11 protein-coding genes and 1 pseudogene are annotated in these 14,187 nt (G+C 56.8%); 10 read left to right on the top strand and 2 right to left on the bottom strand.

Annotated features, from left to right (window positions below; translation table 11 throughout):
- The coding region (locus VGC62_RS07660) for an aldehyde dehydrogenase (NADP(+)) (protein ID WP_331186470.1) at nucleotides 1–1,441 on the top strand (1,441 nt) is incomplete at its 5' end.
- A 124-nt stretch (nucleotides 1,442–1,565) separates the two neighbouring features.
- Here the strand turns inward: VGC62_RS07660 and VGC62_RS07655 are convergent.
- Nucleotides 1,566–1,724 (bottom strand): hypothetical protein, encoded by a 159-nt coding sequence (locus VGC62_RS07655; protein WP_331186469.1) that lies wholly within the window; start codon nucleotides 1,722–1,724, stop codon nucleotides 1,566–1,568.
- Between the two features lie 101 nt (nucleotides 1,725–1,825).
- Here VGC62_RS07655 and VGC62_RS07650 point away from each other — a divergent pair, with 101 nt between their 5' ends.
- The 9 genes and pseudogenes from VGC62_RS07650 to VGC62_RS07610 all read left to right on the top strand — a co-directional run bounded on the left by VGC62_RS07650 (nucleotide 1,826) and on the right by VGC62_RS07610 (nucleotide 13,466).
- Nucleotides 1,826–2,758 (top strand): LysR family transcriptional regulator, encoded by a 933-nt coding sequence (locus VGC62_RS07650; RefSeq protein ID WP_331186468.1) that lies wholly within the window; start codon nucleotides 1,826–1,828, stop codon nucleotides 2,756–2,758.
- 131 nt (nucleotides 2,759–2,889) lie between these two features.
- Complete coding sequence (locus VGC62_RS07645) at nucleotides 2,890–4,071, top strand: FAD binding domain-containing protein (RefSeq protein ID WP_331186467.1); 1,182 nt, start codon at nucleotides 2,890–2,892, stop codon at nucleotides 4,069–4,071.
- Nucleotides 4,072–4,417: 346 nt separating this feature from the next.
- The gene (locus VGC62_RS07640) at nucleotides 4,418–5,188 is read left to right on the top strand and encodes an N-acetylmuramoyl-L-alanine amidase (protein WP_331186466.1); all 771 of its coding nucleotides are present in this window, start codon (nucleotides 4,418–4,420) and stop codon (nucleotides 5,186–5,188) included.
- 848 nt (nucleotides 5,189–6,036) lie between these two features.
- Nucleotides 6,037–8,695 (top strand): annotated as a pseudogene (locus tag VGC62_RS07635) (CheR family methyltransferase); the annotation flags it as partial.
- A 391-nt stretch (nucleotides 8,696–9,086) separates the two neighbouring features.
- The gene (locus VGC62_RS07630) at nucleotides 9,087–9,719 is read left to right on the top strand and encodes a paraquat-inducible protein A (RefSeq protein WP_331186465.1); all 633 of its coding nucleotides are present in this window, start codon (nucleotides 9,087–9,089) and stop codon (nucleotides 9,717–9,719) included.
- On the top strand, nucleotides 9,716–10,330 hold the full coding sequence (locus VGC62_RS07625; RefSeq protein WP_331186464.1) for a paraquat-inducible protein A: 615 nt from the start codon (nucleotides 9,716–9,718) through the stop codon (nucleotides 10,328–10,330). Before VGC62_RS07630 ends, VGC62_RS07625 begins: the two co-directional genes overlap by 4 nt.
- Nucleotides 10,323–12,005, top strand: a complete 1,683-nt coding sequence (locus VGC62_RS07620; RefSeq protein ID WP_331186463.1) for an intermembrane transport protein PqiB — start codon at nucleotides 10,323–10,325, stop codon at nucleotides 12,003–12,005. Before VGC62_RS07625 ends, VGC62_RS07620 begins: the two co-directional genes overlap by 8 nt.
- On the top strand, nucleotides 12,002–12,622 hold the full coding sequence (locus tag VGC62_RS07615; protein ID WP_331186462.1) for a PqiC family protein: 621 nt from the start codon (nucleotides 12,002–12,004) through the stop codon (nucleotides 12,620–12,622). The genes VGC62_RS07620 and VGC62_RS07615 overlap by 4 nt, the downstream gene beginning before the upstream one ends.
- Before the next feature lie 331 nt (nucleotides 12,623–12,953).
- The gene (locus VGC62_RS07610; RefSeq protein ID WP_331186461.1) at nucleotides 12,954–13,466 is read left to right on the top strand and encodes an XRE family transcriptional regulator; all 513 of its coding nucleotides are present in this window, start codon (nucleotides 12,954–12,956) and stop codon (nucleotides 13,464–13,466) included.
- Here VGC62_RS07610 and VGC62_RS07605 read toward each other — a convergent pair.
- Entirely contained in the window at nucleotides 13,401–14,060 is a 660-nt protein-coding gene (locus VGC62_RS07605) for a hypothetical protein (RefSeq protein ID WP_331186460.1), read from the bottom strand. The genes VGC62_RS07610 and VGC62_RS07605 overlap by 66 nt on opposite strands.
- Between the last annotated feature and the right edge of the window lie 127 nt (nucleotides 14,061–14,187).

Here is a 14,187-nt window from a genome sequence, read left to right as displayed (position 1 = left end):
CGCCCTCGCCGCCAAAGACGCGTTCCCTGCCTATCGTCAATTGAGCCCGGCACGTCGCGCTGAATTTCTTGAAGCCATCGCCGACGAACTCGACGCGCTGGGCGATGACTTCGTGGCCATCGTTTGTCAGGAAACCGCGTTGCCGGCCGGTCGTATCCAGGGTGAACGAGGTCGCACCAGCGGCCAGATGCGCCTGTTCGCCAAGGTCCTGCGGCGCGGCGACTTCCTCGGCGCGCGTATCGATCTGGCACTGCCTGATCGCAAGCCATTGCCACGCGTTGACTTGCGTCAATACCGCATCGGCGTCGGCCCAGTGGCCGTGTTCGGCGCCAGCAACTTCCCATTGGCGTTCTCCACAGCGGGCGGCGATACCGCCTCTGCCCTCGCCGCCGGTTGCCCAGTGGTATTCAAGGCCCACAGCGGCCATATGGCCACGGCCGATCTGGTCGGCAATGCAATCATTCGCGCGGCTGAGAAAACCGGCATGCCAAAAGGCGTGTTCAACATGATCTTCGGCAGTGGCGTTGGCGAAGGCCTGGTCAAGCACCCGGCGATTCAAGCCGTGGGCTTCACCGGCTCGCTGCACGGCGGCGATGCGCTGTGCAAAATGGCCGCCGAGCGTCCACAGCCAATCCCGGTTTTTGCTGAAATGTCGAGTATCAACCCAGTCATATTGCTGCCTGGCGCACTGGCTGCGCGTGGTGCGACGGTTGCCGCCGAACTCGCAGCTTCGGTCGTTATGGGCGCGGGCCAGTTCTGCACCAATCCAGGCGTAGTGATCGGTGTTCGCTCCCCTGCCCTGACCGCGTTCACCGAACAACTGGCCGAGCACATGGGTGGCCAGGCGCCGCAAACCATGCTCAATGCAGGCGGCCTGCGCAGCTACAGCAAAGGTGTTCAAACGCTGCTCGCGCACCCTGGCGTGACCCATCTGGCGGGCAAGCCACAAGAAGGCAAGCAAGCTCAGGCCCAACTGTTCAAGGCCGATGTGAGCTTGTTGCTCAATGGCGACCCCTTGCTTCAGGAAGAAGTCTTCGGCCCAACCACCTTGCTGATCGAAGTCGCTGACGACGCTGAACTGAAAAGCGCGCTGCTGGCGCTGCGTGGCCAATTGACTGCCACACTGATCGGCGAAACCGCTGACCTGCAAAAGTACCAGTGGCTGATTCCAGTGCTGGAAGAAAAAGTCGGACGCATTCTGGTCAACGGCTACCCGACGGGTGTGGAAGTCTGCGAAGCCATGGTCCATGGCGGTCCTTACCCGGCAACGTCCGACGCGCGCGGCACGTCGGTTGGGACCTTGGCGATCGATCGTTTCCTGCGCCCGGTCTGCTATCAGAACTACCCGGACAGCCTGCTCCCTGCGGCCCTGCAAAACGCCAACCCGCTGGGTCTCAAGCGTTTGGTCAACAGCGAATGGAGCCGCGACGTCATCGCTTGATGCGTGCCTGATTCACTGATTGAAAAACGGCGCGGCCCTGATAAGGTCGCGCCGTTTTTTTATTTCACGATGACTCCCGTTTATTTCACGCTGACGCCACCGCCGACATTCACCGGCCTGCTGCTCAGCCGTTCGAGCAGGTGCCGCCCGTACAGGCGGCATCCTGTTGCAACGCGATTTCGGTATCGGCAGGCAAGGTATCCATCGCCTTGGCCAGTCGGTGTTCGCCGATGAAGCACCAGGGGCAGATGAAATCGGAGGTGATGGTGATGTGAAGGGTCATGATGGTTCTCCTGAATGTGTTGCAGCCATGTTGCCCGCATCCCCTTGCGTTGATAATCTTCGAAAACTGGACTTCTTCATTGCGTAGAGCGCAAAGGTGCTATGGATCGTTTTGCTGCATTGAGTGCATTTGTCGCGGTGGTCGAACAGGGTGGCTTCGCCCCAGCGGCGCGCCGGCTGGGCGTCGCGCCCTCGTCGCTGACGCGACAACTGAATGCGTTGGAGGAACACCTCGGGGCGCGACTGATGAATCGCTCGACCCGCAGCGTGACCCTCACTGAGGAGGGCAATCAGTATTACCAGGACGCGCGGCGGATCCTGGAAGAACTGGAAGGCGCAGATCGGACCGTGAGCGAATTGTCCGGTCCGCCTAGCGGCTTATTGCGCGTGGCCATGCCGGTCGCGTTCGGTCGCTTGCATGTCGGTCCGGTGTTGCCTGAATTCCTGCGCGTGTACCCGAACATCCAGCTCGATATCCGCCTGTCCGATACGGTCGCAGACTTGGCGCTGGAGCGGATCGATGTGGCCATCCGCCTCGGTCCAATGGCCTCCCCGGACCTGATTGCCCGCAAGCTGGCACCGCATTGCCGAGTGATTTGCGCGAGCCCCGACTACCTCGGGCAGCACGGGGTTCCGACCAAGCCAGCCGATCTGACGCAGCACAATTGCCTGCAGTTCGAGTACCTCACTGGCAATTCAACGTGGATTCTCACCCGCGAAGGCAAGAGCGAGAAAGTCAGGGTGTCGGGCAATCTCAGGGCCAATGGTTCGGAATTGCTTCGCGAGGCAGCCATTGGCGGTGCCGGTTTGCTGCTGATGCCAACCTGGCTGGTCGGCGAGGACATGGCGGCGGGTCGGTTGATGTGGGTGCTGGAGGACTGGGTTCCTACGCCAAGCGCCAGTGAAGGCGCCATCTGGGCGGCGTATCTGCCTAACCGACGCGGGTCAAAAAAACTGCTCTGCTTCCTGGATTTTCTGGAACAGCACTTCGGCACTCCTCCCTACTGGGACCGCTACACCCAGACGACGCATTGAATGACTTTCAGCAGAGGTCGCGGCCCAGGCTGACCGGCTTTTGCGTATTGCGCAAAGCAGAACAGCAAAAAGCCCCGGTTATCACCTATTACGTCTTGGCGCAAAGTGGCAACACCTAAACGGAGTTGCCTATGAACATCTCAACCGCCACACCTTCCCACAGTCCCCGAGCGCTGGTTATTGGCGGCTCGCTCGGCGGTCTCTTTGCCGCCAACCTCTTGCGTCGAATTGGCTGGAACGTTGACGTCTTCGAGCGCTCCGCCCACGATCTGGATAGCCGCGGCGGCGGCATCGTCCTGCAGCCGGACGTGGTCGAAGTGTTCCGGCGCAGCGGTATCGACCTTGCGTCCATGAACCTCGGCGTCCAGTCGGCCTACCGCACTGTCTTTCGGCCGGACGGCGCGATCCAGTCCAAGCACTATGCACCGCAGGTCCAGACCTCCTGGTCGTTGATCTACACCACGCTGCGCACGGCCTTCGGTGATGCGCACTATCACCAGGACAGGACATTGCAGCGAGTCGAGCAGGACCGAGATGGCGGAACCGTCACGGCCTACTTCACCGATGGCTCAGTGGAAGTCGGTGACCTGTTGATCGGCGCCGACGGTGGCAACTCCGCCGTGCGCCAGCAGTTCTGGCCGCAGATGCAGCCCCGTTATGCCGGCTACCTGGCTTGGCGAGGGCTAGTGCCCGAAGACGCGATGCCGCAGCCCGCGCGCCAAGGGCTGCATGACGATTTCGGCTTTGCCAACAACACCGGCTCGCACATCCTCGGCTACCTCGTACCCGGCGAGAACAACGATGTGCGCGAAGGCCACCGCCTGTACAACTGGGTGTGGTATCGCGTCGCCGACACTGCGTTGCTCGACGAGATCATGACCGACCGGCAAGGACGCCAGCGCGGCTATTCGATTTCCGAGGGCCAACTGGCCGACCGATGGAAAGCGCACCTTCTACGCGAGGCCGAGGCGCTGTTGCCACTGCCGTTTCGCAGCATCGTCGAGGCAACCAAAGAACCTTTCGCCCAGGCCATACGCGACCTGGCCTCGGACCACATGGTGGCTGGCCGTGTGCTCATCCTGGGCGATGCTGCCGCGATTCCACGGCCTCATACCGCCGCAAGCACCTCGAAAGCTGCCGCCAACGCGCTGGCGCTTGCCGATGCCTTGCAGGCGACACCCGGCGACGTGGAGGGCGCATTGAGACGTTGGGAGCCGGCGCAGATCCGTTATGGCAAGTATCTGGAGACCCAGGGACGCCAGAGCGGGGACTACCTATTGTTCAAGCGGCCACCCGCCACCCCGGTTGGCTAGGGTCGGGTCGACGCCGCGCATCAATGTTCCATTGCACTATCTTTCACCCCAGGAGAATCTTTTATTTAAAGAAGAGCGCAGTGGCCCATGGACAGCGGGAATGGGGCACCTTGCTATAACTTCCAAGGCGCTTGCATGGGCGGTTGATCACCTACGCACTCGTCTGAATTATTGTCACTTGCATTAAGCTGTGGTTATCCGAACCAGAATGTAACTCCATGTACTCCCAATCAAAAACTGTTACACACTTATAGATATCGAGCATTCACAAAACGCATAGTACGGGTTGCATGCGAAGTACTTTATGGTATCTTCGAAATCCCTTATCGAACAGCAGGACGCTTCCATGTATAGAATTGATTATAATAGTTTTCGTTCGGCGAAGAGCTTTGATCGCCGAGTTCGTTTTCTGGTAATGCATTACACCGCCATCGACTTTAAAGCATCGGTAGCTGCACTTACCAGCTCAGTAAGCTCCCACTATCTCGTTCCTGACCCGACGGAAAAAACGTATATTGAAGCAGGCTTTAAGGATATGCGTATTTTTAATTTAGTCGACGAAAACGAACGTGCATGGCATGCAGGGGTTAGTCAGTGGGCCGGACGCAGCAACCTGAATGACACCTCAATTGGCATTGAGATAGTTAATTTAGCGACGGACAACAATGGAGATTTTACATTTCCCCCTTACAATCCTACGCAGATTGATGCAGTTAAGGAACTGGCTGCTAATATCCTTCAGCGTTATCCGAGCATTAAGCCCACTCATGTCGTCGGACACAGTGATATCGCTCTTGGCAGAAAAAGTGATCCTGGGGCAGTCTTCCCGTGGCAGGAGCTCTACGCTGCGGGAATTGGGGCATGGTACGACTACTGCACCAAGCAAAACTACGTGAAGCAGTTCTGCAACGCCTTGCCAGCTAAAACAGACATCATTGCTAAACTGAAGCAGTACGGATACGACACTTCCGGAGCCGGAACTGAAAGCGGGTATAACACGTTGCTTCGGGCATTTCAGCTTCATTTCCGTCAACAGCAGTACGACGGCGTTCTGGATGCTGAAACAGCAGCAATTTTATATGCGCTGGTAGATAAATACTTCCCACAAATTAATTAATCATTACTGTCCGACTCATTAAAACGGACAACCACTTTTTTTGCAGGCCGTGCGAACACCCAAGCGCTATCTCCTACTCCACCGCCCACACAACATCAAAAAACATTTAAATGTTTAACCGATGAGTAAGAGCGAGAGAACCCTGTACTTTTATCAGCGACGCATCAGTACGCGACGCCTAAATTATTTTCGCACGGCCTGTTTGATGCACTTGCATTAAGTGCATCAAACAGAGGGTATTCAAACCCGCGCCAAGGGTTAGCATTACATGCACCCATGATGCGACTGCTTGCATTACCCAAAATATGAGCGCGACTATTTAGAACACCCTACATCGCAACCAAACACGCTATTAAAGCACTGTCATTCTTCAACCCACTTATCAGAACAGCCCGTCAGCCACAGACAACGCGAGACTGTAGAGCGTATTAATTACACCTGTGTCCGCTTTGGGTTTTAGTTCGCTGCGGTAACCCGATGGTTCGAGGACGGCTCCCGATTGTCACGCCCAGCAAACGGCCGGGTCCCAGCCTCTGGGCAAATGACCGTTTGAGTGAACAGGCACAGAAAGATGCCCCTCCTGACGGCGACTCGGATATACCCTCTATAATCCATCAGGCATGCCTCAGAACGAGGTGTCCGGCACCTGAGCGCCATGTGGTTGTGTATCTTTCCCGGCTGAACCACCTATCATCAGTGAGTCGTTCAATAGCTACCGGAACACGCTGATTAACAGCAATATTTCGCCTATTTGCGGTTGCGCACTTACTATCTCCGCTGTTTTGTCAAACGGCTCGGATTTCAACCGAGTTGAAGCATTAACGCCATCATCAGCATAAGGATTAGCAATGGCCGGCTCCCGAGAACGCTCACCCAATGTCCCTCAGCGAACGGAGCTTCAGGCCAGTGATCTGACATTTCCAATTGTAGGAATAGGCGCGTCTGCTGGGGGCCTGCAAGCCGTAAAGCGCTTTTTCGAAAACATGCCTGCCGACAATGGCATGGCGTTCGTGGTGATTTTTCATCTGTCGCCCGACCATCAAAGCATCGCGGGCAAACTGATCCAAGAAGCGACCCGGATGACGGTGGTGCAGGTCACTGAAGCTGTGCCGATCCAGAAAAATCATGTCTATGTCATTTCTCCGGCACAGAACCTGTCGATGAACGACGGTTATCTGCGCGTGCTAACGCCCGAGCCGCGCCGAGGTGGTCATGTCGCCATCGATCTGTTTTTCCGTGACCTGGCCGATGTTCACAAGGAGCGTGCGTTCTGCCTGGTACTTTCGGGAACCGGCTCGGACGGTGCGGTGGGTCTGTCGCGGATCAAAGAGCAAGGCGGCATCACCATGGCTCAGTTACCGGAAGATGCCGAGTTCGATGGCATGCCGCAGGCAGCGATTGAAACGCAAATGGTCGATCTGGTGTTACCCGTGGCTGAAATGCCGCAGAAGATCATCGAACTGTGGCGTAACTCGCAAAACATTCAGTTGCCTACAGCCAATGATCCAGAGATACCTACAATCGCCCCAAACAATGAACGCGAAGCAGCGATTACCGAACAACTGGTGCATGACATTCTGATCCAGTTACGCTCGGGCACCGGTCACGATTTCAAGCATTACAAACGCGCCACCGTGCTGCGCCGGATCGAGCGCCGCATGCAAGTGACGGCACAATCAAGCCTGCGCGCTTACTACGAATACCTGCTGTCCACGCCTGAGGAAACCAAGGCGCTGTTGGGTGACATGCTGATCGGCGTGACCAATTTCTTCCGTGATCGCGAAGCGTTCCAAGCGCTGGAACGTGATGTATTGCCCCAGTTATTCAGTGTCAATGATGCATCCGGACATGCCCGTGAAGAGGTCCGGGTCTGGTCGGCCGGCAGCTCCACTGGCGAAGAAGCCTATTCGCTGACCATGCTGCTCAATGACCAGAAGATAGCCAGCGCTTCGCCCGCAAATATTCAGGTGTTCGCCACCGACATCGATGAGCGTGCAGTCATCATTGGTCGGGCCGGCGCGTATCCGCAGGCAATCATCACGGATGTGCCGCCGTCGCGATTGCACCAGTACTTCGTCAAGGAAGAAGACCAGTACCGTATTCGTAAGGAAATTCGCGAAAAAGTACTGTTCGCCAAACACAACCTGCTTTCAGACCCGCCGTTTTCCCAGATCGACCTGATCGTTTGTCGCAACCTGCTGATCTATCTTGATCGCGAGGTTCAGCGCGAAATCCTGCAGATGTTCCATTTCGCCCTGAACCCCGGCGGGTATCTGTTCCTGGGGTCGTCGGAATCTGCCGATCTGTGCATTGAATTATTCGCCCCTATAGACAAGAAAAACCGCATTTTTCGCGCCAAGACTGGTACACCTTCGTCTCGCAAAATACCCAGCATGCCGCGTGGTGGCTACTCCAGAACCAGCTCTATGCCCCATGCACCGCTGGTGCAGGCGCCGCGCAAACTTTCATTTGCCGATATCCATCAGCGCGCGCTGGAAAAAACCGCGCCGCCGAGCATGATCGTCGACAGTAACGCCGACATCATGCACATGAGCGAAGGTGCAGGCCGTTACCTGCGTCACGTTGGCGGTGAGATGACACGTAACCTGCTGACACTGGTGCTGCCAGAACTTCGTCTGGAATTACGCACCACGCTGTTTCAGGTACACCAAAATGGCATCGCGGTTAAATCCCGGCAGGTCAGCCTGCAGCGCGATAAGCGCTTCTATCAAGTAGACATTACCGCGCAGCCCTACACAGACCAGGAAACCGAAAGCGAATGCGTACTGGTGTTGTTCGAAGAAGAGGAAGTCGATGCCCATGAGTTGAATCTCAGCTCGGCAATTCTTTCCGAGAACCAGGTGCTCTCCAACCTTGAGCGCGAATTGCAACGCACCAAGCTGCAGTTGCAGGACACTATCGAACAGTCGGAGGTGTCCAGCGAAGAACTCAAGGCCTCCAACGAAGAGATGCAGGCGATCAACGAAGAATTGCGCTCGGCCACCGAAGAGCTGGAGACCAGCAAGGAAGAGCTGCAGTCAATCAACGAAGCTACTGACCCTCAACTACGAGCTCAAGACCAAGGTCGAAGAGACCGACAAAATAAACGACTACTTGACCAATCTGATCGCGTCCACCGACATCGCGACCGTGTTCGTTGACCGCAACATGCGCATCAAATGGTTTACCCCAAGGGCCACCGACATCTTCAGCATGCTGCCTGTCGACACCGGGCGCTCCCTGCTAGACATCACTCACCGCCTGTCCTACGACGAAATGATCAAGGACGCGACGACGGTGTTCGACACCCTGAGCATCATCGAACGAGAAATCAGCAGCAGCGACAACCGTTGGTACATCGCGCGTTTGCTGCCGTATCGCTCCAGCGCAGACTACATCGACGGCATCGTCCTGACGTTCATCGATATCACTAAACGCCGCGACGCCGAAGAAGAACTGCGTCTGAGCGAAGAGCGCATGCGTCTGGTGGCGCAATGCACACGCGATTAAGCGATCATCGTCGAAAACGAATTCGTCAAGAGAGTCCGCGACCTCATCGAATACATGCGGTGAGGTCCCTGGAACACAAGTATCAGGCGAACAGGGGAATGGAACGACGCCAAGCCTGGCGCCGACAACGCCAATGCATCACAAACGTACTTTTATTGTGGTTGTTTCTCATACTGTCACGCCGATGGCGAACCTGATGCTGGCATTGTGGTCAATCTGTCATCCCAACCTATAAGTCGTTGCTGTCGATGAAGCCACCCACATCAGTCACAATAAAAGGCGAGCCAGCGCCGCGCCTCCAGAGTATCTTTGCAAGCCCTAACCTGCATGCCACTCTGATAGCCAACCAGCCGTGCATTATTCTTCTCAATCAACGACCACCGCGCCGATGACCAGCACCTTGCAGCCTCTTGACGATCCGCGGCACTGGATCATTTGTGAACACTGCGACTCGCTCTACGAATCGCTCCCCCTGAAGAAGGGCGAGTCGGCTTATTGCGTACGTTGCCGAGCGGTGCTGGACCGTGGACGACACATGAGCATCGAACAGCTGCTGGCGTTGAGCATCGCGGCCGGCATCATGTTTGTCTTTGCCAACGTCTTCCCCGTCATCAGCATCAGCCTACAGGGCCTGCACAACGAAGTGACGCTCTGGGGCTCGGTCGAGGCGCTGGCGCAAGGCCGGATTACCTTGATCGCTTTGGTGGCGGGGCTGGCGATCATTTTTGCCCCTGCCTTGCAAATCGCGTTGCTTTTCTGGGTGCTGGTCCACGCCTATCGCGGCGAGGTCGCGCCTGGTTTCAAAACCTGCATGCGCGCCCTTGAGCATCTGCGGCCGTGGAGCATGTTGGAAGTCTGTCTGCTGGGCATTCTAGTGGCGATCATCAAGCTGGCTGGCATGCTCGACGTGCATGCAGGCGCGGGCTTATGGGCAATGGCGATGCTGATGGTGTTGATCATACTGATCGCGGGCAAGGACATTCGGCGTCTGTGGGAAGACTTGGGAGTAGGCCCGCAATGAATGAAATTCCCTTTGCCCGTGACTATCACGTCACGCTGTGTCACGTCTGCAGTTATGTCTGCCCGGCCGATGCTCACGAATGCCCGCGTTGCGAGTCGCCAGTACATCAACGCAAACCCAACAGCCTGGTACGGACCTGGGCGTTCCTGTTGGCTGGCCTGATTTTCTACATCCCGGCGAACACTTTGCCGGTGATGTTCACCACCTTGTTCCGCAGCAGCAGCGAAAACACCATCATGAGCGGTGTGATCGAATTCGCCGAAAGCGGTTCATGGGACATCGCGATCCTGATCTTCATTGCCAGCGTCGTGGTGCCCTGCATCAAATTTCTGGTATTGGGCATGTTATTGATCACGTGTCAGCGTCGCAGCACTTGGGCGATGCGCGAACGTTCGCGCTTGTACCGCTTAATCGAGCTGATCGGCTACTGGTCGATGCTTGACGTATTGGTGGTCGCACTGGTGGCCGCGCTTGTACAGTTTCGCGGGCTCAGTACCATCGAGCCGCGCCTGGGCATTCTGTTTTTTGGTTTAGTGGTGGTGATGACGATGTTCGCCGCCATGAGTTTTGATCCCCGGCTCATCTGGGACGCAGAGGTTGACGATGTCTGATAACGCCCTTCACCCTTCACCGCCATCGCCCTCACGGCCCGAGGTAAAAGCCCGCAAGGCAAGGATTTCACTGGTGTGGCTGGTGCCCATCGTCGCGGGTTTGATCGGTTTGTCGATGGTGATCCACGACCTCCTAAGCGTCGGTCCGAAGATCACCGTCAGCTTCCTGACCGCCGAGGGTCTGGAAGCCAAAAAGACCCAGGTCAAATACAAGAATGTCGTTATCGGGGTGGTCACCGACATCACCTTGAGCGGGGACCGTACGCACATTCTCGCCACCATCGAACTCAACAACACGGCGGCCCCTTTTACCCGGGCCGATACCCAGTATTGGGTGGTACGCCCGCGCATCGGCGCGCATGGTATCTCGGGCGTAGACACCCTGCTTTCCGGCGCCTTCATTGGCGCTGACGCCGGCAGCTCGGAAAAAACCGAGAAGAACTTCACGGGTCTGGAGACACCGCCCCCTGTGACATTCGGGGAAAAAGGCAAGCGCTTCATCCTGCACACCGACGATCTGGGTTCGCTGGACATCGGCTCGCCGGTGTACTTCCGGCGCATCCAGGTCGGTCAAGTGGTGGCCTACGAACTGGCGCAAGATGGCAAAGGTGTGGACATCGAGATTTTCATCAACGCGCCCAACGACCAGTACGTGCTGACCGATACACGCTTCTGGAATGCCAGCGGTGTCGATGTCACGGTCGGCGCTGCGGGACTGAAAGTCTCTACACAGTCGCTCACGTCAATCATCTCCGGCGGCATTGCCTTCCGCGAACCTAAATACAGCCCGCAAGCCAAGCCAGCAGAGGCCAACGCCCAATTCCACATTTTCGAAGATCAGGCCACCGCACTCGCACCGCCCGACGGCGAGCCCAAATACATTCGCATGCGTTTCAACCAGTCACTGCGCGGATTGGTGGTCAATGCACCGGTGGATTTCCTGGGTGTCACGATCGGTCGCGTGGTATCGGTCGATCTGGATTACGACGCCAAGACCGAAACCTTCCCCGGCGTGGTAGGCGCAGTGATCTATCCGCAACGCCTGGGCGCAGCCAATGACAAGCTCAAGGAAACAGCAGGCGGTGGTGACGAAGAAGAGCAAATCAGCCGAATTCTGGCGAGTTTTGTTGCCAAAGGACTTCGGGCGCAAGTCCGTACCGGCAACCTGCTGACCGGACAACTGTACATCGCCATGGATTTCGACCCTAAGGCGCCCAAAGTTGCCTACAACGGCAAAGCCCGACCGCTGGAAATTCCGACCGTGGCCGGCAGCTTCGACAAGCTCCAGGAGCAGCTGCAAACCTTCGTTGACAAGTTGGGCAAGATCCCGATCGATGAACTGGCAAACAACCTCAATGGCAGCCTGATCGAATTGCAAAAAACCATGAAGCAGGTGAACAGCGATGTTCTGCCGCAGATGCGTGGCACGTTGCAGCAGGCGCAGAAAACCCTGGGCAGCGCTAACGACACGCTGTCTGAAGACTCTCCTGCGCGTGTGCAGTTGGGGCAGGCCATGGACGAAGTTCAGCGCACCGCGCGTTCGGTCCGCGTGCTGACTGACTTCCTGAGTCGTCATCCGGAATCGTTGATCCGTGGCCGTTCAGGCGATGCAGCTCCCGGCTCCTACAAAGGCTCGTCCTCTTCCCGTCAAATAGATATGGAGCCGCAGCAATGACTTTGCGCACTCACCTTTTCGGCATCGCGACGGCGCTGAGCCTGGCTGCCTGTACCTCGACCCCCACGCATTACTACACGCTTATCGCTCCAGCGACTTCAGCACCTGCCAGCACTGCTCAGGCATCGTTTCAATTCGAAATGCTGCCGGTGCTGATGCCGGTTCAGGTCGATCAGCCGCCCGTCGTGGTGCGCCAAGGCAATGGCAGCCTGGCGATCCTGGAGAATGATCGCTGGGGCGCACCGCTTGGGGATGAGTTTCACGATGCCCTGACCGGGCAACTGGAGCGGCGCTTCGGCTTGCGGGATCTCGCCGGATTGCCCAAACAGGGTGACCAACCCGTTTTGTCGCTGCGTACCGATGTACGTCGTTTCGAATCGGTTCTGGATCAATATGCGTTGATTGACGTGGTATGGAACCTGAGCCTGAGTAACAGCGGCGCCAAACGACAGAACCTCACTTGCAGCAGCGTCATTCGTCAACCGGCAGGTGTGGGTATGGAAAATCTGGTGCTGGCTCACCAACACGCAGTGTCGGTTCTGGCCGACACCATCGCCAAAACTGCAAACGACTGGGCTCGCCAAGGTGGCGCTCGCTGCCCCGCCTCAGTGCAATAACACTCGCAGTGTTGCCGGGCTGAAGGCGCGGCCAGCCCGGCTCTGCGCTATCACGCGCGGCTCGGTCCGCCCTCAGACACCGACCACACATCCCCTGACTGTGCGCCAGCATGCATGCGAATGCAGTCATACGTCCGTTTCAGAAATTTCCTACCCGCAAAATCAAATGGGTACACACTGCAGACAGACTGACATCGACACTGGCGATGCGACCGCACACCAATGAGTGTCATGCAAGCCAGTCAGGCCTGCCATCCGCTGAGCCTTTTCAAACAGCGCGGGTACAGTCTTGATCATTCGACCGGGGGATCGTTCACACAGGAGCAAAACAATGACAAGGATTGGCGAACGCCTACGTGAAGAACGAACTCGCCTCAGGTTCTCTCAAAGCATTTTGGGTTCTATCGGAGGTGTAGAAACCAACGCCCAAGGTAATTACGAAAGTGGCAGTCGCTCACCAAAAGCGTCGTATCTGGAGAAAATCGCCGCCGCAGGCATAGACGTCGCCTACGTGATCACCGGCCTCAGAGCCTCAACCGCTGACACGGTTCAACAGCCCCAGGCTGCTGCGTCTGAGTCAATCGACTCTGCGCTGAGCGCCCATCTCGCCACAGTCACCCATCAGTTGCATCGAAATCTTCATGGGATCATCGATGCGCTTTACCAGATGACGCTATTGGTTGATGCACGAACAAACAAGCGAGAAGGCGATGACGTCAGGGGTGCCCTGGACGTCATCAAATCAGAAGCTGAATCACTGATGGTCTCGACATTTGCGTCAACATATCCCAACCCCGGACACGCTGATACCCCGATTGTCTCGTTCAAGCTCCTCGTCAAATAAGTATCCGTCATAACGGCGCACCTGATCGACCGTGCGCTTGCTCACTGCATCAGCACGGCTCTCAGCGTACTGGCGTGGCAAGGAAACCCAAACATCGACAGCTGCATTCAGGCGGCGCACATGCTCAGCTCTTATCCGGCTGTCGACGTTGCCGTTGCGCATGATCAACAATAACGCCGCTTTCGCTTCTGCATATTCGGCCTGGGCGCTTTTACTCGCGGCAAGGAAAGACTCACGACGATGGTCTGCTTCACCGGCGTTGATGAGCTGTGAAGGAGTCGATTGCGTTGCCGCAGGATTAATGCGGTGGGGCGCGCTAAAGTTCGTGGTCTGGTCGATCAACACATCGCATCGCCGGCCCCCCCAACTCAGGGCTTGCTCGACGGTTTCTTCCAATAAATGAGGATAGAACTCTTCACAGAGTGCCTTGCCTGAAGGGCCGTATACGCCAATAAACATCTGCGTATATCCCTGCCGATTGATACGGGCCTGAACATCGATACTGCACCGAGGCAATTGTGCTTGATGCCCTTGGGTCTTGAGCAGGCAATCAGCCCAGAGCCAGAATGTCCCTCCCCGCTTCTGAGTTTGCATGCGCGCCTCCCGTCCTGGAATTGAGCATGAAGTAAGGCATGTCCATTACCTTTTCTCCATCACCGATCGTCGGGATGACCCTAGCATCATCCTCCCTCGATTTGACAAGGTTTGACGCGTCGACAGG

This window comes from Pseudomonas sp., assembly GCF_036404235.1.
In the GTDB taxonomy this organism is placed as follows: Bacteria; Pseudomonadota; Gammaproteobacteria; order Pseudomonadales; family Pseudomonadaceae; genus Aquipseudomonas.
Note: the sequence above shows the minus strand (reverse complement) of the source record. Positions and strands in the feature narration are given on the sequence as shown.